Raw genomic sequence first — 24,915 nt, forward strand, 5'->3', positions numbered from 1 at the left:
TAAGATGATGACATTATTATCCGTTCATTTTATTGACCGGATGGATAATAGGTTTATTAATTGCACGAATCAAGTTGAAGTCTATTTATAGACTGGTTTATTGATGTCGATTGAGGTCAGGTACAGGAATACCTTCTTTTTGATAACAAAAAGCGGTGAGGGGTTTTACAAACAGATAAAAAAAACCCTCGTCTTTTGACGAGGGTTTAAAATTTTGGTGGAGCTAAGCGGGATCGAACCGCTGACCTCTTGCATGCCATGCAAGCGCTCTCCCAGCTGAGCTATAGCCCCACATGTGACTTTACTAACCGCACTCTGTTGGGTTCAGAGTTTGGTGGAGCTAAGCGGGATCGAACCGCTGACCTCCTGCATGCCATGCAGGCGCTCTCCCAGCTGAGCTATAGCCCCATCGTAAAGCTGTCATGTTGACGGGCGGCATAATATGAATTCCGCCGCGGAGTGTCAACGGCAAAATCAGTTCCAGCTATTCAATCGCCGAAAAATCATGCAAATGAATCACTTTGCGAGCCTGCTCGCAGTCATGAGTTAAGCCTGTCACGTTTTCATGTAAAACGGTGCTATAAAATGAGCCATTAATTAACCCTACGAATATTCAGGAAATTGCATGATCAAGGAACGAATGACGCCGGAAGAGTTAGCCCTCCTCACTGGCTATAGCCGACAGACCATCAATAAATGGGTACGTAAAGAGGGTTGGATAACGTCACCTAAGCCCGGCGTCCAGGGGGGTAAAGCGCGACTGGTGCATGTGAACGAAAAAGTGCGTGACTTTATCCGGAGCGCACGCAGGGCAACGGAAACATCCGCTATGCCTGACGGCATCAGCACTGACGGTTCGCTTCATACCCTACTCCTGACGCTGGCCAATGAAATGACGCCGGAAGAGCAGAAGCAGATGACATCGCTGCTATTGCGGGAAGGGATTACCGGTTTGTTGCAACGTTTAGGGATTCGCGACCAGAATTAATATGAAAAGACTACGTAGCAAAATGACCACAGAAGAGCTGGCGGAGAATTTGGGAGTTGCCAGACAAACGGTAAATCGCTGGATACGCCAGCAGGGGTGGAAAACCGAAGGGCTCAATGGCGTAAAAGGCGGTCGGGCGCGGCTCATTCACGTTGATGCGCGCGTGAAGGAACATATTATGACCCTCCCGGCTATCCGTAACCGTCAGGCGGTTTATCATCTGGCTGAGGTGACCTCCTCTTACGGTGAACATACTTCAAATCTGCGTCCGGGCATTATCGAAACGCTGGAGAGTATGACTGAGCTTGAGCAAAAGCGTCTGGATACCTTACTGAAGCGCGAAGGCATACGCGGTTTTCTTGCTCGTCTGGGTATTGCTGAATGAAAGGCAAAAAAAACGGCAGGATACCCTGCCGTTTTTTCTTATAAGACTTTATTACTGCTGATTTTCACGTTCTGCAATAAAATCCAGCGCCTTGTTGATGCGCGCCACGCTGCGTGATTTCCCGATGGCATGGACAGTCACGTCCAGTGCTGGAGACTGGCCCGCACCGGTCACCGCAACGCGTAGCGGCATACCGACTTTGCCCATGCCAACTTCCAGCTCGTCTGCGGTCGCCTGAATGGCATGATGCACATTCTCAGCGGTCCACTCGGTGAGCGCAGCCAGCTTGTCACGCACCACTTCCAGCGGCTGACGAGCTACCGGGCGCAGGTGCTTCTTCGCGGCGTCCGCGTCGAACTCGTCAAACTCTTCATAGAAGTAGCGGCAGCTTTCGGCAATTTCTTTCAGCGTTTTGCAGCGCTCGCCGAGCAGTTTCACCAGGTCCGCCAGCTCAGGGCCGGTGCGGGTATCAATATTTGCCTGCTCAATGTGCCACTGCAGATACGTCGCCACATATTCCGGCGGCATGGTATTGATGTAGTGGTGGTTCAGCCACAGCAGCTTGTCGGTATTAAATGCGCTCGCTGATTTGCTCACAGAGCTCAGAGAGAACAGTTCGATCATCTCTTCACGGCTGAAGATCTCCTGGTCACCGTGGGCCCAGCCCAGGCGCACCAGATAGTTCAGCAGCGCTTCCGGCAGATAACCGTCGTCGCGATACTGCATGACGCTGACCGCACCGTGACGTTTAGACAGTTTTTTACCATCGTCGCCGTTGATCATGGAGACGTGCGCATAGACAGGCACAGGCGCATTCAGCGCTTTCAGGATGTTGATCTGGCGTGGGGTATTGTTGATATGGTCTTCACCACGGACAACGTGGGTAATTTCCATATCCCAGTCATCAACCACTACGCAGAAGTTATAGGTTGGAGAACCGTCGGTGCGACGAATGATCAGATCGTCCAGCTCCTGGTTGCTGAATTCGATCGGGCCACGGATCTGGTCGTCGAAAATCACCGAGCCATCCTGCGGGTTAGCAAAACGCACAACGCACGGTTCATCAGCAGCATGCTCGCTATGGTCGTGGCGGCAGCGGCCGTCATAACGCGGTTTTTCACCGTTCGCCATCTGCTCTTCGCGCAGCGCATCCAGACGCTCTTTGGAGCAGTAGCATTTATACGCCGTGCCCGCGACCAGCATCTCATCAATAACAGCGTTATAGCGGTCAAAACGTTTAGTCTGGAAATACGGGCCTTCATCCCACTCCAGGTTCAGCCAGTTCATCCCATCCATAATGGCTTCAATTGCTTCCGGCGTGGAGCGCTCAAGATCGGTGTCTTCTATACGCAGCACGAACTCACCTTTGTTGTGGCGTGCAAAAAGCCAGGAGTAGAGAGCAGTACGAGCACCACCGACGTGCAGATAGCCTGTCGGGCTCGGCGCGAAGCGAGTTTTGATTTTCATGAAATGGCCTTACGTTATAAAGATGCCGGCAATCGGCAAATCCCGGGGAAAAAACGATGGGCAATATTCTATCACTGTGGGGGGATTCCTCAATGTCGATCCCTTTATCGTGGCGGAGTTTACTGTTTTTGTTTAGAAATCATGCGCCACCGCCCGTTTTGCGATCGTTTTGTTTAATTTTACGACGAACGAATAAAAACTTTAGAAAATGCGTTGACTCATTTTCAACTCTCCCTATAATGCGACTCCACACAGCGGGGGTGATTAGCTCAGTTGGTAGAGCATCTCCTTTACACGGAGGGGGTCGGCGGTTCGAGCCCGTCATCACCCACCATCTACTTCGGTAGACTCGCAGTGTAGATAAGAATTGAGATTGGGCGATTAGCTCAGTTGGTAGAGCATCTCCTTTACACGGAGGGGGTCGGCGGTTCGAGCCCGTCATCGCCCACCATTCTCACCTTATCGCAGCAGTTCCGAAATGGGCGATTAGCTCAGTTGGTAGAGCATCTCCTTTACACGGAGGGGGTCGGCGGTTCGAGCCCGTCATCGCCCACCATTTCGGGTCGTTAGCTCAGTTGGTAGAGCAGTTGACTTTTAATCAATTGGTCGCAGGTTCGAATCCTGCACGACCCACCAATGTAAAAAAGCGCCCTAAAGGCGCTTTTTTGCTATCTGCACTTTACATCTTCAACGCCGCAATTAACGTCTTCACCGCAGGCGTCGCCTGCTTCTCGTCATACACTACATACAAATCTGCCGGTATACGCTCCCGTAACGGGCGGAATACCACGCCCGGCCACTGCATTTGCGCGTAGCTGTCGGCAGCAAGCGTAATCCCCATTCCCATGCTGATCATCGCCAGTACCGTTTGCGGCTCAACGGCTTCACGCACGATCATCGGCGAAAACCCGGCTTGCTGGCAAACACGATGTAAAAATGCCCAGTCAGAATGTGCTGAAGGCATCGTGACAAAATACTCATCCTGCAATTCTGTAAGCGCAACGGATGATTCGCTGACCAGGCGGTGATCTTCCGGCATCGCCACCAGAAAAGCCGCTTCACGCAACCGCAGGCTGGTAAAACCCGCGGTAGGTTCCGTTGCCATTCGCCAGATCCCGACATCCAGCTCCCGGCGCTCAAGCAGCGCCATCTGCATTACCGGCGATTTTTCGCGAAAAACGACATCAACGTTCGGATGCTCTTTCAGGAAAGCGCGCATCACCGTGCGCACCTCACTCCACATGGCGGTGCCGACAATCCCCAGCTCGATGCGCCCTGCTTCCCCCCGGCCAATTTGCTCGACGCGAGCCAGAGCCTGGTTTGCGCTGGCGAGCAGCCGGCGTGACTCTTCCATCAGCACTTTACCGGCATGCGTCAACGCGACGCTCCGCGAGTGGCGAATAAACAGTAACGTGCCCAGCTGACTTTCCAGCTCTTTAATGTGCAGGCTTAACGGAGGCTGGGACATGTTGAGACGGGCCGCAGCCCGTCCAAAATGTAGTTCCTCCGCCACGGCCAGAAAATAGCGCAGCAGCTTGAGATCGGTTCGATAGACGCGTTCCATCAAAACATATCCTGGCGATAACACTTATGCGCCTACCTTAAAGCCTTTCAGCGTCCGGAGGGAAAATTTAGTGCGCAACTGTGCGCATCTCGCTGTTTTTACTGGCGTGGCGATAGTTAAAGCTGAAGTAAAAGACCACCGCGAGCACCAGAGCATAGGCCGCAAACACCAGCCAGATCGTCTGCCAGTCCTTCACTCCTTCAACCGAGAAATAATCAACCGCCGCACCACTCAATACCGAACCGAAATACGCCCCGATACCGTTAACGGTCGTCATAAACAACCCTTGCGCGCTGGCGCGGATATCGGCGCTGACCTCCTGTTCAACAAACACCGAGCCGGAAATGTTGAAGAAGTCGAACGCACAGCCGTAGACAATCATTGAGAGCATGAGCAGCGCAAAGCCCGTTGCGGACGGATCGCCAAAGGCAAACAGGCCAAACCGCAGCATCCAGGCCACCATGCTCATCAGCATGACGGCCTTAATGCCAAATCGTCCGAGGAAGTACGGAATGGTCAGGATGAAGAATACCTCAGACATTTGCGAAACGGAGAGCAGAATGGACGGATATTTGACGATAAAGCTATCTGCATACGCCGGATTACGCGCAAAATCATGCAGGAAGGGGCTGCCAAACGTGTTGGTTATCTGCAGCACGGCGCCGAGCAACATGGCAAATAAAAAGAACACCGCCATCCGGGGCTGTTTAAACAGGATAAACGCATTGAGGCCCAGCTTGCTTGCCAGAGACGGAGACGTTTTCGATTTCACAACCGGAATGGCCGGCAGGGTCAGAGAATAGAGTGCCAGCAGCAGAGACGCACCAGCCGCTATATAGAGCTGCACGTTGCTTAGCTCCGCGCCCATGAGGCTTATGGCCCACATCGCCGCTATAAAGCCCACGGTGCCATACACCCGCACTCGCGGAAAATGGCTCACCGTATCCAGCCCTGCCTGTTCAAGACAGGAGTAGGAAATGGTGTTCGACAGCGCAATCGTGGGCATGAAGGCCATCGCATTCACCAGCATGACCCAGAACATCAGCCCTGGCTCATTGACCTGCGCGGCATAGCAGAGCGCGACGGCACAGACGAGGTGGCAAATGACGTATGCGCGGTCTGCCCGCAGCCACTTGTCGGCAATAATCCCCACCAGCGAAGGCATAACGATCGCGGCAAGTCCTTTGGAGCTGTACACCATGCCCACGTCAGAGCCGGTAAAGTGTAGGGTATTAATCATGTAAGCGCCGAGGGTAACCAGCCAGCTCCCCCAGATAAAATATTGCATAAAGGACATCATCTTTAAGCGAGTCGTGATGTTCATAACCCATTCCTTATCGCAGTGTGGCCCTGGCGGGCCACTTTATTGTTTTATTCAGGCAATATGGCGAAGAAAACCGCAGATAAGATTGATAAAGTTCTGGCGGGAGAGCTCGGCGGCAGCAAGGGTTTGCTCATGCGAGAGTTTTACCTCTCCCAGACCTTCGGCGAGATTGGTAATAGCAGAAACGGCCACCACCTTCAGGCCGCAATGGCGTGCGGAAATCACTTCAGGCACCACGGACATCCCCACCACATCGCCGCCGATAATCTGCATCATGCGGATCTCGGCCGCCGTCTCGAAGTTCGGGCCGGGATAAGAGACAAACACTCCTTCGTGCAGCGGGAAGCCTTCTTTCGCTGCCACGGTTTGCAGAACGGCACGGTAATCCGCGTCGTAAGCATTGGCCAGAGAGAAGAAACGATCGCCAAAGCGCTCATCGTTCAGCCCCACCATCGGCGTGCCCGGCATGGTGTTGATATGGTCACTCAGGGCAACCAGACTTCCTGGCTGAACCTCCGGGCGTAGTGAGCCCGCCGCATTGGTGCTAAACAGTAGCTCGCACCCCAGCAGCTTAAAGGTGCGGATCGCATCGGTCATGACGGTCATTCCTCGGCCTTCATAGAAGTGCCCTCGCCCCTTCATGCAGACGACAGGCACCCCGGCCAGATGCCCAAGCACCAGCTCGCCGGCATGTCCGTGCACGGTGCTCACCGGGAAGCCAGGCAGCTTTTCGTAGCTCAGGGAAACGGCGTCGTCTATCTGGTCGGCGAGCGCGCCCAGGCCGGAGCCGAGAATAAACGCCACGCGAGGGGTGAAGTTTGGCTTAGCGGTGCGAATGATGTCAGCACAGTACCACGGGTTATTCGAGAGGGTCATAGAGGCTCCTTGAGGATTAAGATCGCGATAGCAGGGATCGCATGACTTATGTCTTATATCCGCAGCCTGCAGGTCATCTCCAATACACTTTTATCGCACCATCAATACTGATTGTGTATTAATACAACCCCCTGCCAGATATGGCAGTTTTGCTCAAGCTAATCCCGTCGGTGCCGATACCTCTGTTTTATAGCGCGAGGAAAAAGTATGACGACCATTCAGGCTTCAACCCAACCCATTCAAACCAGCAGCGGCGGGAGCGGCGCTTCCGGCAGTAACGATATCGCGGCGCAAATCAGCCGCATTACCGACAAGATCAAAAAGCTGACACAGCAGTTAAAAGAGCTGGCAAACAGCCCCGGCAGTACGGATGAGAAGAAGAAGCAGCAGGAACTGATTCAGACCCAGATCAAAGTGCTGCAGGCGCAGCTCGCGGCGCTGCAGCGCCAGCAGGCCGAAGAAGCTCAGAAGAAGCAGGATCAAAAGCTGGGCAAAGTGGAAGGGGTGAACAACCCGTCAGACAATCATCAGATTGATATCTACATCTAATCGTCTGATGCATTAAACAGTGGGTCGCGTATGCGGGCTTCGGTTAATCGTTGTGCCTGGATACGCACCACTTCCCAGATAGCCTGCGCCGCCCCCGAGAGTGAACGATTTTTTCGCCGCACCAGCATCAGCTTTCGCTCGACAACCGGCGTTAATCGCTTGACGGCCAGTCGGCTTCCCTGCGGCAGGGGAAGCGCCAGGGCGGGCAACACGCTGATGCCAATGCCGGCTTCCACCATCGGAAACAGCGTCGCCGGGTGACCAATCTCCTGTACGATCGTTGCCTTAACGCCCTGATTCACCAGCGCGGAATCAATCAGCGGGCGGCTACCCGAGGCATAATCCTGTAAAACCAGGTTCGCGCCCGTCAGGGACTGCCAGCTGACCTCCGGCAACGTTGCCAGCGGGTCGTCGTCACGGCAGAGCAGCAAAAAGGGCTCAGAAAGTACGCTTTCGCACGCCAGATCGCTCACCTGACCGGGATCGATAACAATACCAAAATCCACATCTCCCTGACGGATGCTCTCCAGCACCCACTGCTGCGGCCTGTCATGCAGGACAAAATCAATGTCCGGATAGCGGTGGCTTCCCTCGGCAATACACTGCGGGATAAGATGCGCGGATATCGTCTGGCTGGCCGCAACCCGCACGGTGCCCGACAGCTGCTGCCCCAACCTCCCCACGTCTCTGAGCGTGCTGTTCAGCTCATCCAGCAGCCGTTCAAGGCGCAGGGCCAGCTGCTGCCCTGCTTCGGTTAACACCACTTCGCGCGTGGTGCGGTCAAGCAACCTAACGCCGGTCTGATTTTCCAGCTCTTTCACGCTGTGGCTGACCGCCGACTGGCTCAGGCCAATCATCTCCCCTGCCCGACTGAAGCTGCGGGCGTGGGCGACGGTGACGAAAATGCGAAGTTGACGCAGGGAATAATTCATCTTTTTAATTCATGAATGGATGCAATAAATCAATTTTATTTCTCAAATGGAAAAAAGCACAATAGTGACATCTGTTTTCAGGAGTCATTATGAAACTATTTCGTATTCTTGATCCGTTTACGCTCACTCTGGTGGTCACCGTTTTACTGGCTTCGTTCTTCCCCGCTCGCGGCGGTTTTGTGCCGTTTTTTGAGGGACTAACGACGGCCGCTATCGCGCTGCTGTTCTTTATGCACGGTGCCAAACTCTCCCGTGAAGCGATCATTGCAGGCGGCGGACACTGGCGACTGCATCTGTGGGTGATGTGCAGCACCTTCATTCTGTTCCCGATACTCGGGGTGCTGTTTGCCTGGTGGGCACCGGTCAATGTCGATCCAGCCCTGTATACCGGGTTCCTGTATCTGTGCATTCTCCCCGCTACCGTGCAGTCTGCCATCGCCTTTACCTCGCTGGCAGGCGGCAACGTAGCGGCAGCCGTTTGTTCAGCGTCCGCCTCCAGCCTGTTAGGGATTTTCGTCTCTCCGCTGCTGGTGGGCCTGCTGATGAACATGCACGGTGCGGAAGGTAACCTGGAGCAGGTCGGCAAAATCTGTCTGCAGCTGCTGTTGCCGTTTGTGCTGGGGCATCTTTCCCGACCGTGGACCGGCGCGTTTGTGGCGAAGCATAAAAAATGGATTTCAAAAACCGACCAGACCTCGATTCTGCTGGTGGTTTACTCCGCCTTTAGCGAAGCGGTGGTAAATGGCATCTGGCACAAGGTGGGCGCCGGCTCGCTGCTGTTTATCGTGGTGGTCAGCATCGTCCTGCTGGCGATTGTTATTGCGGTAAACGTCTTTGTGGCACGCAGGTGCGGCTTCAACAAAGCGGATGAAATTACGATTGTGTTCTGCGGTTCGAAAAAGAGCCTGGCGAACGGTATCCCGATGGCGAACATTCTGTTCCCCACCTCGGTGATCGGAATGATGGTGCTGCCGCTGATGATTTTCCACCAGATCCAGCTGATGGTCTGTGCGGTGCTGGCGCGTCGCTACAAGCGCCAGACAGAAAAACTGGCGCAGGAGGAGACCCGCGCCGCGAAGGCTTAAGGACGTTTCAGGGGCTGAACCAGCTGGGTCAGCCCCTCGGTTTTAATCAGTAGCGTGATAGCCATCAGCTCGCCCAGTCGCCCTACAGGAAATTCATCCTTGCGGGCAAACCACAGCAGATACTCCTCCGGCAAATCAATCAGCCTGCGGCCCTTGTATTTACCGAACGGCATCTCCGTATTGGCTATCTCAACGAGCTGCTCTTTCTCCACGTTACTCTCCTAACAGACGCATCATTTCCGCTTCATCGATAACCGCAATGCCGAGCTCCTGGGCTTTCGCCAGCTTAGACCCCGCCGCTTCCCCGGCGATCACCAGGTCGGTTTTCTTCGACACGCTGCCCGCCACTTTGGCCCCCAGCGCCACCAGACGCGCTTTCGCATCATCGCGAGAAAGCTGACTCAGGCTACCGGTTAGCACCACGGTTTTACCGGCAAATGGACTATCAATTTCTTCGGCGTTGACCACCACTGGCGCGGGCCATTTAATGCCTTCTTCCAGCAACTGGCCGATGACCTCGCGGTTGCTCTCTTCAGCAAAGAAGTTAAAGACGTGCGTGGCGACGACGATGCCAACGTCCGGCACTTTCTGCAACTCGTCGATGCTTGCCTTTTCCAGCGCCTCCAGCGTACCAAAGTACGCGGCTAAACCTGCCGCCGTCGCTTCGCCAACTTCACGAATGCCCAGCGCGTAAAGGAAACGGGCGAAGGTCGTCTCTTTCGCCGCTTCCAGCGCGTTAACCACGTTCTGGGCTGACTTCGTCCCCATGCGATCCAGGCCGGTCAGTTTACCCGCCGTCAGCCTGAAGAGGTCCGCTGGCGTATGGACATACTCTTTCTCAACCAGCTGATCGATAATCTTGTCGCCCATGCCGTCGACGTCCATCGCCCGACGGGAGACGAAGTGCTTCAGGGACTCTTTACGCTGCGCGCCACAGATCAGGCCGCCCGTACAGCGGGCCACCGCTTCGCCTTCCACACGCTCAACGTCAGAGCCGCATACCGGGCAGTGGGTCGGGAAGACGACCTCGCGCGTATCGTCAGGACGTTCTGACTCTACGACGTTGACCACCTGCGGGATAACATCCCCCGCGCGGCGAATCACCACTTTGTCACCAATGCGCAGGCCCAGGCGTTCGATTTCATCGGCATTATGCAGCGTAGCATTACTCACCAGCACGCCCGCGACCTGCACCGGCTCCAGTCGTGCGACCGGGGTGATCGCGCCCGTACGGCCTACCTGGAACTCTACGTCGCGAACGAAGGTCATCTGCTCCTGGGCAGGGAATTTAAACGCCACCGCCCAGCGCGGCGCGCGCGCCACAAAGCCCAGCTGCTCCTGCAGCGCCAGCGAATTCACCTTGATGACAACGCCATCAATATCAAAACCGAGCGTCGGGCGGTCCTCTTCCACTTTGTGGTAGAACGCCAGTACCGCTTCCGGCGAATCGCAGAGCTGAACGCGGTTGCTCACCGGCAGGCCCCAGGCTTTAAACTGCAGCAGACGCCCGAGGTGCGTATCCGGCAGCTCACCTCCCTCCAGAATACCCACACCGTAGCAGAAGAAAGTAAGCGGTCGCTTCGCGGTGATGCGTGGGTCAAGCTGGCGCAGAGAGCCTGCCGCCGCGTTACGCGGGTTAGCAAACACTTTCCCGCCGGTGCGACGCGCTTCTTCATTGATTTTTTCGAAGCCCGCCTGAGGCAGGAATACTTCCCCACGCACTTCCAGACGCGCAGGAATGTTGTCACCCTGTAATTTCAGCGGGATCGCGCGGATGGTACGCACGTTGGTGGTGATGTCTTCACCCGTCGTACCGTCGCCACGCGTGGCGGCGCGCACCAGCACGCCGTTTTCATAGAGAAGGCTGACCGCCAGGCCGTCGAGCTTCAGCTCGCAGCACCAGGTGAGGGAATCGCTGCTTTTCAGGCGATCCTGCACGCGCTTGTTAAACGCGAGGAAGCTCTCTTCATCGAAGACGTTATCCAGTGACAGCATTGGCACTTCATGACGCACCTGGCTGAAAGCCCCCAGCGGCTCAGCACCGACGCGCTGTGTGGGAGAATCCGGCGTAATCAGCTCCGGATGCTGCGCCTCCAGCTCGCGCAGCTCGCGCATCAGCCGGTCGTACTCCGCATCCGGTACTTCCGGAGCGTCCATAACATGATAGAGATATTCATGATGGCGAAGCGTGGTTCGCAGTTCAGTGAGTTGTTGTTCGATTGAGTCCATATCGCACCATCAATGAGAAAAAACCCCCGACAGGCGGGGGTTGAGGAGGAGTTGACGTAAACGCGACGATTACGCGTTGGCTTCCTTAACTTCGCGGATGCGGTCCTGATACTCGCGCAGCTTCTGCGGGGTCATCATTCGACGCTGATCGTCGAGCACCACACCACCCACTTCATCAGCAATATGCTGAGCGGACTGCAGCATCAGCTTAAAGTTTTGCAGCTCGTCGCCGTAGGACGGCACCTGCATAAAGATAGTGACGCCCGGGGTCACGAAATCACCGGTCATTTCCGGATCGAAGGTGCCAGGGTTAACCATGTTAGCCAGGCTGAACAGCGCCGGGCCGCTTCCGTCTGGGCTCAGGTGGCGATGGAAAATGTTCATATCGCCAAACTTGAAGCCTGCCTGTTGAATACTGTTAAGCAGAACGTCACCGTTGAGATGGCTGCCGTGATGCGCGGCCACGTTCATGATGATCACCGCTTCTTTGCGCTGTGGCTTTTCGACAACCGGTTCTGGCTCGACGACCGGCTCTGGCTCAACGTGCGGAGCCGGAGCGGGCTGCGGCGCAGGCTGCACATGAACAGGCTGCTGCGGCTGTTGTACCGGCTGAGCGGGCTGCTGCTGGACGGGCTGCTGCATCGGCTGGTGTTGAACCTGTTGTGGCGCAGCGGGCTGCTGTTGCACAGGCGCTTGCGGCGCCTGACGCACAGGTTCTTCCACCGGCTGCGGCGCTGGCTGACGCGGCTGGGCAGAGGCATACGGCGGTTGATACTGGTGCTGCGGAGCGCGGGGGGCTTCATGCTCCCCATGAGCCGCGCCGGGCGCAGTATTGACCCGATGAACACGAACTTCACCCACGCCGTCGTCGTCGCTGCCGTCGATGTCATCTTCAGTGTCATCGTCGTCACGACTGGACTTCATGCGCTTCAGTGGGCGATCGCGAAACATCGAGGAACGCTCTTTACGGCTGGTCCAGAAACCATGTACCAGTAAAGCGATTATGGCGATCGCGCCAACAATGATTAATATCAGACGCAAATCCTGCATCATTATATTCTCTGTTGTTCTAACACCTTGCCACCACGGCAAACATTTACTCACTAAGAGTATTTGCCGTTTACGTCAAGTGCAAGTGTGTGCAGAGCATTCACAGCATAAAGATGAAGTAAATCGTGCTTTTTGCTGGTTTTTCGAACATTTCCGAACTGGTCATTGGTCCGCAAGTGGATAATATAGGCGGGCAATTCCACTGGTTGTGAAAAAAGGAGTACAGCCTGGTTATGGTTTCAACATCGTCTTCTCCCCCGCGCAGCGGCGTCTGGTATTTTTCACAGGGCTGGAAACTGGTTTCACTGCCGGGTATCCGACGCTTCGTCATTCTGCCGCTGCTGATCAACATTATTCTGATGGGCGGCGCGTTCTGGTGGCTGTTCACAAAGCTCGAAAGCTGGATCCCGTCGCTGATGAGCTACGTACCGGACTGGCTGCAGTGGCTGAACTATCTGCTCTGGCCAGTGGCGGTCATCTCTGTGCTGCTGGTGTTCGGCTATTTCTTCTCAACGATTGCGAACTGGATAGCCGCGCCGTTTAACGGCCTGCTGGCGGAACAGCTGGAGGCGCGGCTTACCGGCGCGACGCCGCCGGACACGGGCGTACTGGGGATCGTGAAAGATATCCCGCGCATTATGAAGCGCGAGTGGCAGAAATTTGCCTGGTACCTCCCCCGCGCGGTTGTGCTGCTTGCTCTCTACTTTGTCCCCGGCATTGGCCAGACGGTTGCGCCGGTGCTGTGGTTCCTGTTCAGCGCCTGGATGCTCGCCATCCAGTACTGCGACTATCCGTTTGATAACCACAAGGTGCCGTTTAAAGCGATGCGCACTACCCTGCGCACCCGGAAGGTCGCCAATATGCAGTTCGGCGCGCTGACCAGCCTGTTCACCATGATTCCCTTCCTTAACCTGTTCATCATGCCGGTTGCGGTTTGCGGCGCGACGGCGATGTGGGTGGACTGCTACCGTGCTAAGCACGCGTTATGGAAATAATGCAAAAATGTGTAAAGCAGGGGTGGCTTATGCCGCCCCTTATTCCATACTGATCCCCATTATTTCCTTGCAGTATATAGATATGCGAATTCCTTACTTCCCCCTACCTGCTTAGCAGGTATGCTGGGTCGGTATCCCAATTTCATACAGTTAAGGACAGGCCATGAGTAAGATTTATGAAGACAACTCGCTGACTATCGGTCATACGCCCCTGGTTCGACTGAACCGTATCGGTAATGGACGCATTCTGGCGAAGGTCGAATCACGCAACCCGAGCTTCAGCGTAAAATGCCGTATCGGTGCAAACATGATTTGGGATGCTGAAAAACGTGGCGTGCTGAAGCCTGGCGTTGAGCTGGTGGAACCGACCAGCGGTAACACCGGTATCGCTCTGGCCTATGTTGCCGCCGCGCGTGGCTACAAGCTGACGCTGACCATGCCGGAAACCATGAGCATTGAACGTCGCAAGCTGCTCAAAGCGCTGGGCGCGAACCTGGTCCTGACCGAAGGCGCGAAGGGCATGAAGGGTGCCATTCAGAAAGCGGAAGAGATTGTGGCCAGCGATCCGGCGAAATACCTGCTGCTGCAGCAGTTCAGCAACCCGGCTAACCCGGAAATTCACGAGAAGACCACCGGCCCGGAAATCTGGGAAGATACCGACGGCCAGGTTGATGTATTTATCTCCGGCGTGGGTACCGGCGGAACGCTGACCGGCGTGTCTCGCTATATTAAAGGCACAAAGGGTAAAAAAGACCTGATCACCGTTGCCGTTGAGCCAACCGACTCACCGGTTATCACCCAGGCACTGGCGGGTGAAGAGCTCAAGCCAGGCCCGCATAAAATACAGGGCATTGGCGCAGGCTTCATTCCGGGCAACCTGGATCTGAAGCTGATCGATAAAGTCGTCACCATCACTAACGAAGAAGCCATCTCTACCGCGCGTCGCCTGATGGATGAAGAAGGCATTCTGGCGGGTATCTCTTCCGGTGCGGCCGTTGCGGCGGCGCTCAAACTTCAGGAAGATGAAGCCTTTACCAATAAGAATATTGTGGTTATCCTTCCTTCCTCGGGTGAGCGTTACTTGAGCACCGCACTGTTTGCCGATCTGTTTACCGAAAAAGAGCTGCAACAGTAGTGCCAGCATGTTAATAACGCGTAAAAAAGCACCTTTTCAGGTGCTTTTTTGTGGCCTGCTTCAAACTTTTGCCCCTCCTGGCATTGCTTCACCCCGTAGGGTCTGGTATTTAAACCAGCAATTATTTTGATGCGTGAAATTAATCAGTGAACGAAATAGCCTTGCTGAATCGATTTTATGATTTGGTTCAAGTCTTGCTTTCGCTGCATAATGTTTAATGACGATCGAAACGTCAGCGCTAACAATACAGGCTAAAGTTCAGTCGCCAGGCTAGACTTTAGTTCCACAACACTAAACCTATAAGTTGGGGAAATACAATGTTCCAGCAAGAAGTTACCATTACCGCTCCGAACGGTCTGCACACCCGCCCTGCTGCTCAGTTTGTTAAAGAAGCGAAAGGCTTCACATCTGAAATCACTGTGACTTCCAACGGCAAAAGCGCCAGCGCAAAAAGCCTGTTTAAACTGCAGACTCTGGGCCTGACTCAGGGCACCGTTGTCACCATCTCTGCTGAAGGTGAAGACGAGCAGAAAGCAGTTGAGCATCTGGTAAAACTGATGGCTGAGCTCGAGTAAGTTTCCGGGTTCTTTTAAATATCAGTCACAAGTAAGGTAGGGTTATGATTTCAGGCATTTTAGCATCCCCGGGTATCGCTTTCGGCAAAGCACTGCTGCTGAAAGAAGACGAGATCGTCATCGACCGGAAAAAAATTTCTGCCGACAAGGTTGATCAGGAAGTTGAACGTTTTCTGAGCGGTCGTGCCAAGGCATCTGCGCAACTGGAAGCAATCAAAACTAAAGCTGGCGAAACTTTCGGTGAAGAAAAAGAAGCCATCTTCGAAGGGCACATCATGCTGCTCGAAGATGAGGAGCTGGAGCAGGAAATCATAGCCCTGATTAAAGATAAAGGCATGACGGCCGACGCGGCTGCGCATGAAGTTATCGAAGGTCAGGCAACTGCCCTGGAAGAACTGGATGATGAATACCTGAAAGAGCGTGCGGCTGACGTACGTGACATCGGTAAGCGCCTGCTGCGCAACATCCTGGGCCTGGCCATCATCGACCTGAGCGCGATTCAGGATGAAGTGATCCTGGTTGCCGCTGACCTCACCCCGTCTGAAACCGCACAGCTGAACCTGAAAAAGGTCCTCGGTTTCATCACCGACGCGGGTGGCCGTACCTCCCACACCTCTATCATGGCGCGCTCCCTGGAACTGCCTGCCATCGTGGGTACCGGTAGCGTCACCTCTCAGGTGAAAAACGGCGATTATCTGATTCTGGATGCCGTAAACAATCTGGTTTACGTCAACCCAACTAACGAAGAGATCGAAAAACTGCGCGCGGTTCAGGAGCAGGTTGCGACTGAAAAAGCGGAACTCGCTAAGCTGAAAGACCTGCCAGCCATCACCCTGGACGGCCATCAGGTAGAAGTGTGCGCAAACATCGGTACCGTCCGCGACGTTGATGGCGCTGAGCGCAACGGTGCGGAAGGCGTAGGTCTCTATCGTACAGAATTCCTGTTCATGGACCGCGACGCGCTGCCAACGGAAGAAGAGCAGTTTGCTGCTTATAAAGCCGTGGCTGAAGCGTGTGGCTCTCAGGCGGTTATCGTCCGTACCATGGACATCGGTGGCGACAAAGAGCTGCCGTACATGAACTTCCCGAAAGAAGAGAACCCATTCCTGGGCTGGCGTGCGATTCGTATCGCGATGGATCGTAAAGAGATCCTGCGTGACCAGGTTCGCGCAATCCTGCGTGCCTCCGCTTTCGGTAAACTGCGCATCATGTTCCCGATGATCATCTCTGTTGAAGAAGTGCGTGCACTGAAGAAAGAGATCGAAATCTACAAACAGGAACTGCGTGACGAAGGTAAAGCGTTTGACGAGTCAATTGAGATCGGCGTGATGGTGGAAACACCTGCTGCGGCGACTATTGCGCGTCATTTAGCCAAAGAAGTTGATTTCTTTAGTATCGGCACCAATGATTTAACGCAGTACACCCTGGCAGTTGACCGTGGTAATGATATGATTTCACATCTCTACCAGCCAATGTCACCGTCCGTACTGAACTTGATCAAGCAAGTTATTGATGCTTCTCATGCAGAAGGTAAATGGACTGGCATGTGTGGTGAGCTTGCAGGCGACGAACGTGCTACACTTCTGTTGCTGGGTATGGGTCTGGACGAATTCTCTATGAGCGCCATTTCCATCCCGCGCATTAAGAAGATTATCCGTAACACGAACTTCGAAGATGCGAAGGTGTTAGCAGAGCAGGCTCTTGCTCAACCGACAACGGACGAGTTAATGACGCTGGTTAACAAGTTCATTGAAGAAAAAACAATCTGCTAATCCACGAGATGCGGCCCAAATTACTGCTTAGGAGAAGATCATGGGTTTGTTCGATAAACTGAAATCTCTGGTTTCTGATGATAAGAAAGACTCCGGAACTATTGAGATTGTTGCTCCGCTCTCCGGCGAGATCGTCAACATCGAAGACGTGCCGGATGTAGTGTTTGCTGAGAAAATCGTTGGTGATGGCATTGCTATCAAACCAACTGGCAACAAAATGGTTGCTCCAGTTGACGGCACCATCGGTAAAATTTTTGAAACCAACCATGCGTTCTCTATCGAATCTGATAGCGGTATCGAACTGTTCGTTCACTTCGGTATCGACACCGTTGAACTGAAAGGCGAAGGCTTCAAACGTATCGCGGAAGAAGGCCAGCGTGTTAAAGTTGGCGACCCGGTGATTGAATTCGATCTGCCACTGCTGGAAGAAAAAGCCAAGTCTACCCTGACGCCGGTTGTTATCTCCAACATGGACGAAATCAAAGAACTGATCAAACTGTCTGGCAGCGTCACCGTGGGTGAAACCCCGGTTATCCGCATCAAGAAGTAATTCTTGCCGCACAGAAAAATGGCGCCTTCGGGCGCCATTTTTGTTTATGCAGGGAGGATAAGCTCGTCATAGCCTTTCGACTGGGTATAAAGCATCACGTCAGTCACCCGATCGCCGGCCATGCGAATGGCATCGGCAACGGTTTTCCCCTCTACAATGCCGCTCACCAACTCTGAACAGAACAGGTCGCCCGTCCCTTTCAGATCGGTTTCTACGCGCGGGTGCGCGCTGACGGTCACGCCTTCATTCGTCACCAGCACCACATGGATGTTTTCCGGGTCGTCTGCGACCGGCGCGCTTGTGATCGCCACCCATTTCAGGCTGTCAGAGAGCAGTCCCTGCGCCGCCGCGATGGCGCTTTCCGGCGTACGGCACGGTTTGCCGCTCAACACTTCGAGCTCATAGACGTTTGGCGTGATCCCCTGCGCCAGTGGCAGCAGGTGCTCCCGATACGCTTGCGGGATATCCGGCTTCACGTACATCCCGCTGTCGATATCGCCGATAACCGGATCGACCAGCACCAGCAGGTCAGGATGCTGCGCTTTGACCGCCTTCAGCCACTGCGCCAGCAGTACGATCTGGCTGGCACTGCCCATATAGCCGGTGGTGACCGCCTTAAGCTCGCGCAGGATCTCTCGCTCTTCCAGCGCCTTCAGGTAGCCGCTGAACCACTCGTCGGGGATCACTCCACCATAAAAGGTGTCATAGTGCGGCGTGTTGCTGAACAGTACCGTCGGCACGGCGGTAACGTTCAGCCTGTGGGTACGAATATTCGGAACCGCAATGCTGTTCCCCACGCTGCCGTAAACCACCTGCGACTGCACGGCGACAATGTCGGTTTGCTGCGCCCGGGTATTATCCCGGAATAGAATCATCTCCATGATGCTTAAATCCCCGCCCCCTGCGAATAACTTTCTTCACCAAAGACGCCGGTAGACAGATAGCGATCGCCGCGATCGCAAATAATCGCCACCACTACGGCACCCGGGTTTGCCTGCGCTACCCGAATCGCACCCGCTACCGCGCCGCCCGAGCTAACGCCGCAGAAGATACCTTCGCGCACGGCCAGCTCACGCATGGTATTTTCCGCCTCGCGCTGGTGAAGATCCAGCACCTGGTCCACAAGCTGCGCATTAAAGATGCCGGGCATATACTCCGCAGGCCAGCGGCGAATGCCCGGAATGCTGCTCCCCTCTTCCGGCTGCAGGCCAACGATGGTGACAGCTTTCGCCTGCTCGCGCAGAAAACGCGACACGCCGGTAATGGTGCCGGTGGTGCCCATGCTGGAGACAAAATGGGTGATGCGTCCGTCGGTTTGCTGCCAGATTTCCGGCCCGGTAGTGGTGTAGTGCGCGTACGGGTTGTCCGGGTTGTTGAACTGGTCGAGCAGCTTACCTTCGCCGCGCCCGGCCATTTCTAACGCTAAGTCGCGCGCGCCTTCCATCCCCTGCTCTTTGGTCACCAGAATCAGCTCGGCCCCGTAGGCACGCATCGCGGCGCGGCGCTCCTGGCTCATGTTGTCCGGCATCAGCAGCTTCATGCGGTAGCCTTTCAGCGCCGCAATCATCGCCAGGGCGATGCCGGTGTTGCCGCTGGTGGCTTCAATCAGCACGTCGCCGGGCTTAATTTCACCGCGTTTTTCGGCCTGGACAATCATCGACAGCGCCGCGCGGTCTTTTACCGAACCCGCCGGGTTATTGCCTTCGAGTTTGACCCAGATTTCACTGCCGTTGTCTGGCCCCATACGCTGAAGCTTGACCAGAGGCGTGTTGCCGATGGTGTTTTCGAGTGTATTCACGTTTTTTACTCAATAAAAAGCCCGGTAAGCATCACGCCACCGGGCGAAAAACATACTCAATAACCTATCAGGCTGACTCCGCCAGAGCAATATCCTCGCGCGTCTCAATCCGCTCGTTACCGTGATAAATACGGGCGTGCTGCAGCCCGACAAACAGGCGCTCTCCCCGGTGCGGCGGCACGTCGTCGCGCATGACCACGGTCAGCGGCTCGGTATACCAGCCCAGAGGCTGTACCACCAATTGGGTGTAGTGACCTTTAGGGCTAGCTTCCAGCACCTGAACCGGCAGCGGTGAATCCAGGCTGGTTCGGCGGCTGACGTCCACCTCCCACGGGCGCAGGAACAGATCGACCAGCCCCTGATGCGCGGAGGTATAGCCCAGCGGCCAGCGGTGCGCGCCGACGTGGAACTGCCCACCGCGAATGGTGCCCTGCAGACGGTTTACCTCGCCCATAAACTCCAGCACGAAGCGGGTCGCCGGCTCGCGCCAGAGCTGCTCCGGCTCGTCAACCTGCTCAATGTTGCCCTGGCTCATGACCACCACGCGGTCCGCAACTTCCATCGCCTCTTCCTGGTCGTGGGTCACGAAGACGCTGGTGAACTTCAGCTCTTCATGCAGCTGGCGCAGCCAGCGGCGCAGCTCTTTACGTACCTGCGCGTCCAGCGCGCCGAAGGGTTCATCCAGCAGCAGAATCTGCGGCTCAACAGCAAGCGCGCGCGCCAGCGCCACGCGCTGTTTCTGCCCACCGGAAAGCTGGGCCGGGAAACGGTCCGCCAGGTGAGCCAGCTGCACCATCTCCAGCAGTTTGGTCACTTTCGCTTTAATGGTTGCCGCATCCGGGCGCTCGCGACGCGGCAGCACGGTCAGGCCAAAGGCGATGTTGTCGAACACGGTCATGTGGCGGAAAAGAGCGTAGTGCTGAAACACAAAGCCCACTTTACGATCGCGGGCGTGCAGGCGGCTCACATCGGTGCCGTGGAAGCGGATATGCCCGCTGGTCTGATGCTCAAGCCCGGCGATAATACGCAGCAGCGTGGTTTTGCCCGAGCCAGACGGCCCCAGAAGCGCCACCATTTGTCCGGAAGGGATATCCAGCGAGATATCATTCAGCACCTGGGTGCGACCAAAAGACTTCTTAATATTGGCAATCTCAATGCTCATGATTTCCCTCCTGATGCTGACGTTTTTCCTGATTTTCTAAACGCCACTGCACCACACTCTTCAAAAACAGGGTCAAAATGGCCATCAGCGTCAGTAACGCTGCGGCAGTAAACGAGCCGATGGTGTTGTAGTCCTGCTGCAGCAGTTCAATCTGGAGCGGCAGCGACAGGGTCTCACCACGGATGGAGCCGGAGACAACGGAAACGGCACCGAACTCACCGATCGCGCGGGCGTTGGTCAGCACCACGCCATAAAGCAGCGCCCAGCGGATATTTGGCAGCGTCACGCGACGGAACATCTGCCAGCCTGACGCGCCCAGCAGCACCGCTGCTTCATCTTCGTTGCTGCCCTGGCTTAACATCACCGGCACCAGCTCACGCACCACAAACGGACAGGTCACGAAGATGGTCACCAGCACCATGCCCGGCCAGGCGAACATGATCTGCAGGTTATGCGCATCCAGCCAGCCGCCCAGCGGACCGTTGGAGCCGTAAAAGAGCAGGTACACCAGACCCGCCACCACCGGCGACACGGCAAAGGGAATATCCAGCAGCGTCAGCAGCATCTGACGTCCCGGGAAGTTAAAGCGCGTCACCAGCCAGGCCAGCAGGGTACCGAATACCAGGTTCACCGGTACCGTGATCAACGCAATCAGCACCGTCAGCCAGATGGCATGCAGCATATCCGGGTCCGCCAGGTTCTCCAGCGCGGGCATCAGGCCCTTGCTGAACGCCTGAACGAAGATATAAACCGTCGGGACGACGAGAATGAGGGCGGACACCAGCACGCCCACGCCAATCAGAAACCATTTTCCCCAGTTGATGCGGGGCGCATCGTATCGCTTCAATTGCGTAACTTCCGCCATCAGTGACCTACCACTCGTCGACCAAAGCGACTTTGCAGAGTGTTAATCGAGTACAGCAGCAGCAGCGAGGCCGCCAGGATCACCGAAGCAATCGCGCTCGCCGCCGGGTAATCAAACTCCTGCAAACGGATGAAAATCATCAGCGAAGTAACTTCCGTTTTCCAGGCGATGTTCCCGGCGATAAAAATCACCGCGCCGAACTCACCCAGGCTGCGGGTAAACGACAGCGCGACGCCCGCCATCAGCGCCGGAGAAAGCTCCGGCAGAACCACTTTACGGAAGCTCTGCCAGCGCGTGGCGCCCAGCGTTTCCGCCGCTTCTTCATATTCCGGACCCAGCTCTTCCAGCACCGGCTGCACGGTACGGACCACAAACGGGATGCTGGTAAAGGCCATCGCCACCGCGATCCCAAGCCAGGTATAGGTCACTTTGATATCAAACTTCGCCAGCCACTCGCCGTACAGCCCGTTCACGGAGAAGAGCGACGCGAGGGTTAAGCCCGCGACCGCCGTCGGCAGCGCAAACGGCAGATCCATCAGTGCATCAAGCAGCGTGCGGCCCGGGAAGCGATAGCGGGTTAAGATCCACGCCATCAGCAGGCCAAACACGCCGTTAAAAATGGAGGCGACAAACGCCGACAGCAGCGTCACCTTATAGGCCGCCACCACCTGCGGGTTGGTGATGACCTCCCAGTACTGCGCCCAGCTCATCTGAGCAAGTTGCATCACCAGCGCGCTGAGCGGCAACAGCAGGATCAGGCAGACGAACAGCAGGCTGGTCCCCAGGCTTAAGGTAAAGCCCGGCAGCACGCGTTTTGTCGAGACTGCAAACATTACTTACGCCCCGCCGCCAGCAATTTGTCTAACTCACCGCCGCTGGCAAAGTGCGTTTTCATCACCTCAGGCCAGGAGCCGAAATGATCTTCCACGCGGAACAGCGCGGTCTGCGGAAATTTGTCTTTCAGTTTGTTCATGACGTCCGGGTTGTTCACGCGGTAGTAGTAATCGGTAATGATGGTCTGCGCCTGCGGGCTGTACAGGTAGTTGAGATAGGCTTTTGCCGCTTTCTCGGTGCCGTTCGCCTGCACGTTTTTATCCACCCACGCTACCGGGAACTCGGCCAGGATGTTGGTTTTCGGGATAACCACCTCGAAGCCCTGCGCTTCGTACTGCTTGCGAATGTTGTTCACTTCGGATTCAAAGCTGATCAACACGTCACCCAGACCGCGTTCGGCGAAGGTGGTGGTCGCGCCGCGGCCGCCGGTATCGAACACTTCGACGTTTTTCAGGAACTGGGTCATGAACTGCTCGGTTTTGGCTTTGTCGTTGCCGTCAGCCTTGTCCGCCGCGCCCCACGCAGCTAAATAGGTGTAGCGTGCGTTACCGGAGGTTTTTGGGTTCGGGAAAATCAGCTTCACATCGGAACGCACCAGGTCGCTCCAGTCGTGGATGTTCTTTGGATTGCCCTTACGCACCAGGAAGCCCATGGTGGAGTAGAACGGCGAGCTGTTGTTCGGCAGGCGGCTCTGCCAGTCAGCCGGGATCAGCTTGCCCTTGTCGTGCAGGATCTGCACGTCAGTCACCTGGTTATAGGTCACGACGTCCGCTTTCAGCCCCTGCAAAATCGCCAGCGCCTGCTTGGACGAGCCGGCGTGGGACTGCTTGATGGTCAGCTTATCGCCGTTATTGTCTTTCGCCCACTGCTGCTCAAACGGTGGGTTAAGGGCGGCAAACAGCTCGCGGGAGACGTCATACGAGCTGTTCAGCAGCTCGGTCGCCTGCGCCTGGGCCACCAGCAGTATACCTGCCAGCGCCAGAGTTCCTTTTTTCAGTACAGTAACGGCCATTGCGCACCCTTATAAATGTGATGACTATCTTATAGTCATAATATTTATAACAGGGATGAAAGGAGTAACGGTTTTATATACCGTTTGGTGATTTACAAGCAGAAAAGGGAATAAGGGGTGCGGCCTGATGCCCTCACCCCGGCCCTCTCCCACAGGGAGAGGGAGAAAGGCCATTACAGCGCCAGCAGACGCTCAACGGACGGCGCAAAGTAGTAGCCGCCGGTCACCGGTTTGGTGAAGCGCAGCATGGCGTCGCGCTTGCCGTCGGTGTCACCGAACATGCTCAGCAGTTGCTGCTCAATGTTGTGCAGGCGCGCGCAGTAGGCGCAGAAGTAGAGGCCGTGCGTGCCGCTTGCGGTGCCGTACGGCAGGCTCTGGCGAACAATCTTCAGCCCTTTACCGTCCTCTTTGAGGTCTACTCGGCTCAGGTGAGAGGTCACCGGACGCTCGTCGCCGTCAATCTCTTCGTTGGCTTCTTTAGTACGACCAATCATCATCTCCTGGTCGTGCACGCTCATGCGGTTAAGCTGCTTGAGGTTGTGCTCCCAGCGCTGGACGAACACATAGCTGCCGCCCGCGTCCACGCCGTCTTTAATTACTGCCACGTCGCGACGAACCTCTTCACCCGCCGGGTTTTCGGTGCCGTCAACGAAGCCGCTCAGATCGCGCTCCTCCACCCAGCGGAAGCCGTGAACCTCTTCCTGCACCTCAATACTGTCGCCAAAGGCCGCGACCGCCGCCTGCGCAACGGAGAAGTTCACGTCATGACGCAGGGAGAGAATGTGGATCAGCACGTCATACTGGGTAGCTGGTGCCAGACCTTTGCCGTAAGGGATAAAGTCTTTCAGCTCTTCCGCCCCTTCGCCGCCGCTCAGCTGACGCCATACGTTATTGCCGAAGGCAACAACGGCACCGAGGTGGGCGTCGGGGAATTTGGCCTGGAAGGTCGCCAGCTTGTCCACAAACGCTTTACTGGCCGCACGCAGGGCATCCACGTCCCCTTTTACATTGGCTTCAATCCAAATCGCCGCGCGGCAATGTTCTGGCAAAATGCCACTCTGAACCTGAGACATCGCTCCTCCTGAAATAAAGATGCCACGTCAGCGTGGCATTGATGGCGGCTATTATACCCGGATTTCAGCGAGGCGGTTTGTTCAGGCGCAAATTACTGCTTCCAGACTATTTTGCTCACTTTCCAGCTCTTCAGCGTGTCGTCAGACGGCATCAATCCTTCCGGGCCGCTCCAGGTTCCGGTGAAGACATAGCTGATGTGCTGGCTGCCTTCCGCCTTACATTCCACCGCAACGCCATCGTCTGAAGGGGCGCTGCTGCAGTTGCCAAAGGCCTGTTTATAAAGATCGCTAAACGGGGTGCCGACCTTTACGCCGCTGGCGGTCGGGATAGCATCGTCCAGCACCGCAATGTGGTTCACCGTCCCTTTATCGCCGTTAATTACCAGCGCCAGCTTGTCACCCTTCAGCGCTTCAAAGTAACGCACAATGTTGCCATTCTCGGTTTTCATCCCGCTACGCAGGCGGTAGTCTCTGCTCAGGGCATCCTGAATAGCGTCCTGATTGAGCGCGGTCGACGCGGTGATTTTTCCTACGCCCTGCTCGGTGACTTCGATGGAAGAGCCAAACCAGTTCCACGGATACGCAGCGGACCAGTTAATAGAAGAGAGCGTGGAACAGCCGGTCAACGCCAGCGGGAGAGCGCATAAAAGTAAACGCAGCGATTTCATTGAAACGTCCTTTCTAATTAAATCAAC

The 24,915-nt window shown here is 55.6% G+C and carries 26 protein-coding genes and 6 tRNA genes; 13 read left to right on the forward strand and 19 right to left on the reverse strand.

Going from position 1 to position 24,915, the window contains the following annotated elements; translation table 11 throughout:
• Positions 1–215: 215 nt before the first annotated feature.
• Together HBM95_16265 and HBM95_16270 are read right to left on the reverse strand one after the other, a co-directional pair.
• Positions 216–291, reverse strand: a tRNA-Ala gene (locus HBM95_16265).
• A 41-nt stretch (positions 292–332) separates the two neighbouring features.
• A tRNA-Ala gene (locus HBM95_16270) sits at positions 333–408 on the reverse strand.
• 217 nt (positions 409–625) lie between these two features.
• On the opposite strand from HBM95_16270, the gene HBM95_16275 reads away from it, so the two are divergent.
• A complete protein-coding gene (locus tag HBM95_16275; GenBank protein NIH44480.1) occupies positions 626–988 on the forward strand; it encodes a putative DNA-binding transcriptional regulator in 363 nt (120 codons plus the stop codon).
• 1 nt (position 989) lies between these two features.
• Positions 990–1,373 (forward strand): putative DNA-binding transcriptional regulator, encoded by a 384-nt coding sequence (locus tag HBM95_16280; GenBank protein NIH44481.1) that lies wholly within the window; start codon positions 990–992, stop codon positions 1,371–1,373.
• A gap of 51 nt (positions 1,374–1,424) precedes the next feature.
• Here HBM95_16280 and gltX read toward each other — a convergent pair whose 3' ends face one another.
• Entirely contained in the window at positions 1,425–2,840 is a 1,416-nt protein-coding gene (gene gltX / locus HBM95_16285) for a glutamate--tRNA ligase (GenBank protein ID NIH44482.1), read from the reverse strand.
• Positions 2,841–3,098: 258 nt separating this feature from the next.
• On the opposite strand from gltX, the gene HBM95_16290 reads away from it, so the two are divergent.
• The 4 genes from HBM95_16290 to HBM95_16305 all read left to right on the forward strand — a co-directional run bounded on the left by HBM95_16290 (position 3,099) and on the right by HBM95_16305 (position 3,476).
• Positions 3,099–3,174: transfer RNA gene (locus HBM95_16290), tRNA-Val, on the forward strand.
• A 41-nt stretch (positions 3,175–3,215) separates the two neighbouring features.
• A tRNA-Val gene (locus HBM95_16295) sits at positions 3,216–3,291 on the forward strand.
• 29 nt (positions 3,292–3,320) lie between these two features.
• A tRNA-Val gene (locus HBM95_16300) sits at positions 3,321–3,396 on the forward strand.
• A 4-nt stretch (positions 3,397–3,400) separates the two neighbouring features.
• Positions 3,401–3,476: transfer RNA gene (locus tag HBM95_16305), tRNA-Lys, on the forward strand.
• Positions 3,477–3,519: 43 nt separating this feature from the next.
• Here the strand turns inward: HBM95_16305 and HBM95_16310 are convergent.
• From HBM95_16310 to xapA, 3 genes are all read right to left on the reverse strand, one after another.
• Positions 3,520–4,404 (reverse strand): LysR family transcriptional regulator, encoded by an 885-nt coding sequence (locus HBM95_16310; protein ID NIH44483.1) that lies wholly within the window; start codon positions 4,402–4,404, stop codon positions 3,520–3,522.
• Between the two features lie 67 nt (positions 4,405–4,471).
• The gene (locus HBM95_16315; GenBank protein ID NIH44484.1) at positions 4,472–5,728 is read right to left on the reverse strand and encodes an MFS transporter; all 1,257 of its coding nucleotides are present in this window, start codon (positions 5,726–5,728) and stop codon (positions 4,472–4,474) included.
• Between the two features lie 51 nt (positions 5,729–5,779).
• Positions 5,780–6,604, reverse strand: coding sequence for a xanthosine phosphorylase (xapA, locus tag HBM95_16320; GenBank protein ID NIH44485.1), 825 nt, complete (start codon positions 6,602–6,604; stop codon positions 5,780–5,782).
• A 207-nt stretch (positions 6,605–6,811) separates the two neighbouring features.
• Between xapA and HBM95_16325 the strand changes: the two genes are divergently transcribed.
• Entirely contained in the window at positions 6,812–7,153 is a 342-nt protein-coding gene (locus HBM95_16325; protein NIH44486.1) for a FlxA protein, read from the forward strand.
• Here the strand turns inward: HBM95_16325 and HBM95_16330 are convergent.
• Positions 7,150–8,085 (reverse strand): LysR family transcriptional regulator, encoded by a 936-nt coding sequence (locus tag HBM95_16330; GenBank protein NIH44487.1) that lies wholly within the window; start codon positions 8,083–8,085, stop codon positions 7,150–7,152. The two genes, HBM95_16325 and HBM95_16330, sit on opposite strands and share 4 nt — an antisense overlap.
• 89 nt (positions 8,086–8,174) lie before the next feature.
• On the opposite strand from HBM95_16330, the gene HBM95_16335 reads away from it, so the two are divergent.
• Entirely contained in the window at positions 8,175–9,170 is a 996-nt protein-coding gene (locus HBM95_16335; GenBank protein ID NIH44488.1) for a bile acid:sodium symporter, read from the forward strand.
• On the opposite strand, the gene HBM95_16340 is transcribed toward HBM95_16335, so the two are convergent.
• The 3 genes from HBM95_16340 to zipA form a co-directional block, all read right to left on the reverse strand.
• The gene (locus HBM95_16340) at positions 9,167–9,382 is read right to left on the reverse strand and encodes a hypothetical protein (protein NIH44489.1); all 216 of its coding nucleotides are present in this window, start codon (positions 9,380–9,382) and stop codon (positions 9,167–9,169) included. The genes HBM95_16335 and HBM95_16340 overlap by 4 nt on opposite strands.
• 1 nt (position 9,383) lies before the next feature.
• The gene (gene ligA, locus HBM95_16345; protein ID NIH44490.1) at positions 9,384–11,399 is read right to left on the reverse strand and encodes an NAD-dependent DNA ligase LigA; all 2,016 of its coding nucleotides are present in this window, start codon (positions 11,397–11,399) and stop codon (positions 9,384–9,386) included.
• A gap of 69 nt (positions 11,400–11,468) precedes the next feature.
• The gene (gene zipA, locus HBM95_16350; GenBank protein NIH44491.1) at positions 11,469–12,452 is read right to left on the reverse strand and encodes a cell division protein ZipA; all 984 of its coding nucleotides are present in this window, start codon (positions 12,450–12,452) and stop codon (positions 11,469–11,471) included.
• Positions 12,453–12,682: 230 nt separating this feature from the next.
• Between zipA and cysZ the strand changes: the two genes are divergently transcribed.
• Complete coding sequence (gene cysZ, locus HBM95_16355; protein NIH44492.1) at positions 12,683–13,444, forward strand: sulfate transporter CysZ; 762 nt, start codon at positions 12,683–12,685, stop codon at positions 13,442–13,444.
• A gap of 163 nt (positions 13,445–13,607) precedes the next feature.
• Positions 13,608–14,579 (forward strand): cysteine synthase A, encoded by a 972-nt coding sequence (cysK, locus tag HBM95_16360; GenBank protein ID NIH44493.1) that lies wholly within the window; start codon positions 13,608–13,610, stop codon positions 14,577–14,579.
• Positions 14,580–14,639: 60 nt separating this feature from the next.
• Here the strand turns inward: cysK and HBM95_16365 are convergent, their stop codons facing one another.
• Positions 14,640–14,825 (reverse strand): hypothetical protein, encoded by a 186-nt coding sequence (locus tag HBM95_16365; GenBank protein NIH44494.1) that lies wholly within the window; start codon positions 14,823–14,825, stop codon positions 14,640–14,642.
• A gap of 71 nt (positions 14,826–14,896) precedes the next feature.
• Between HBM95_16365 and ptsH the strand changes: the two genes are divergently transcribed.
• Genes ptsH through crr form a run of 3 tightly spaced genes read left to right on the forward strand, consistent with a single transcriptional unit; the run spans position 14,897 to position 17,476 of the window.
• Entirely contained in the window at positions 14,897–15,154 is a 258-nt protein-coding gene (gene ptsH / locus HBM95_16370) for a phosphocarrier protein Hpr (GenBank protein ID NIH44495.1), read from the forward strand.
• A gap of 44 nt (positions 15,155–15,198) precedes the next feature.
• Positions 15,199–16,926, forward strand: a complete 1,728-nt coding sequence (gene ptsI / locus HBM95_16375) for a phosphoenolpyruvate-protein phosphotransferase PtsI (protein NIH44496.1) — start codon at positions 15,199–15,201, stop codon at positions 16,924–16,926.
• 40 nt (positions 16,927–16,966) lie between these two features.
• Positions 16,967–17,476: a PTS glucose transporter subunit IIA gene (gene crr, locus HBM95_16380; protein NIH44497.1), complete on the forward strand. Its 510-nt coding sequence runs from the start codon at positions 16,967–16,969 to the stop codon at positions 17,474–17,476.
• 44 nt (positions 17,477–17,520) lie between these two features.
• Here crr and pdxK read toward each other — a convergent pair whose 3' ends face one another.
• The 8 genes from pdxK to HBM95_16420 all read right to left on the reverse strand — a co-directional run bounded on the left by pdxK (position 17,521) and on the right by HBM95_16420 (position 24,888).
• Complete coding sequence (gene pdxK / locus HBM95_16385; GenBank protein ID NIH44498.1) at positions 17,521–18,357, reverse strand: pyridoxine/pyridoxal/pyridoxamine kinase; 837 nt, start codon at positions 18,355–18,357, stop codon at positions 17,521–17,523.
• Between the two features lie 5 nt (positions 18,358–18,362).
• On the reverse strand, positions 18,363–19,274 hold the full coding sequence (cysM, locus tag HBM95_16390; protein ID NIH44499.1) for a cysteine synthase CysM: 912 nt from the start codon (positions 19,272–19,274) through the stop codon (positions 18,363–18,365).
• A gap of 67 nt (positions 19,275–19,341) precedes the next feature.
• Positions 19,342–20,436, reverse strand: coding sequence for a sulfate/thiosulfate ABC transporter ATP-binding protein CysA (gene cysA, locus HBM95_16395; protein NIH44500.1), 1,095 nt, complete (start codon positions 20,434–20,436; stop codon positions 19,342–19,344).
• On the reverse strand, positions 20,426–21,301 hold the full coding sequence (cysW, locus tag HBM95_16400) for a sulfate/thiosulfate ABC transporter permease CysW (protein NIH44501.1): 876 nt from the start codon (positions 21,299–21,301) through the stop codon (positions 20,426–20,428). The genes cysA and cysW overlap by 11 nt, the downstream gene beginning before the upstream one ends.
• Positions 21,301–22,134 (reverse strand): sulfate/thiosulfate ABC transporter permease CysT, encoded by an 834-nt coding sequence (cysT, locus tag HBM95_16405; protein NIH44502.1) that lies wholly within the window; start codon positions 22,132–22,134, stop codon positions 21,301–21,303. Before cysT ends, cysW begins: the two co-directional genes overlap by 1 nt.
• A complete protein-coding gene (locus HBM95_16410; GenBank protein ID NIH44503.1) occupies positions 22,134–23,147 on the reverse strand; it encodes a sulfate ABC transporter substrate-binding protein in 1,014 nt (337 codons plus the stop codon). Before HBM95_16410 ends, cysT begins: the two co-directional genes overlap by 1 nt.
• A gap of 173 nt (positions 23,148–23,320) precedes the next feature.
• Positions 23,321–24,220, reverse strand: coding sequence for a Dyp-type peroxidase (locus HBM95_16415; GenBank protein ID NIH44504.1), 900 nt, complete (start codon positions 24,218–24,220; stop codon positions 23,321–23,323).
• Between the two features lie 92 nt (positions 24,221–24,312).
• Positions 24,313–24,888, reverse strand: a complete 576-nt coding sequence (locus HBM95_16420; GenBank protein NIH44505.1) for an RpoE-regulated lipoprotein — start codon at positions 24,886–24,888, stop codon at positions 24,313–24,315.
• Positions 24,889–24,915 lie beyond the last annotated feature (27 nt).

Source organism: Enterobacter asburiae (assembly GCA_011754535.1).
In the GTDB taxonomy this organism is placed as follows: domain Bacteria; phylum Pseudomonadota; class Gammaproteobacteria; order Enterobacterales; family Enterobacteriaceae; genus Enterobacter; species Enterobacter cloacae_N.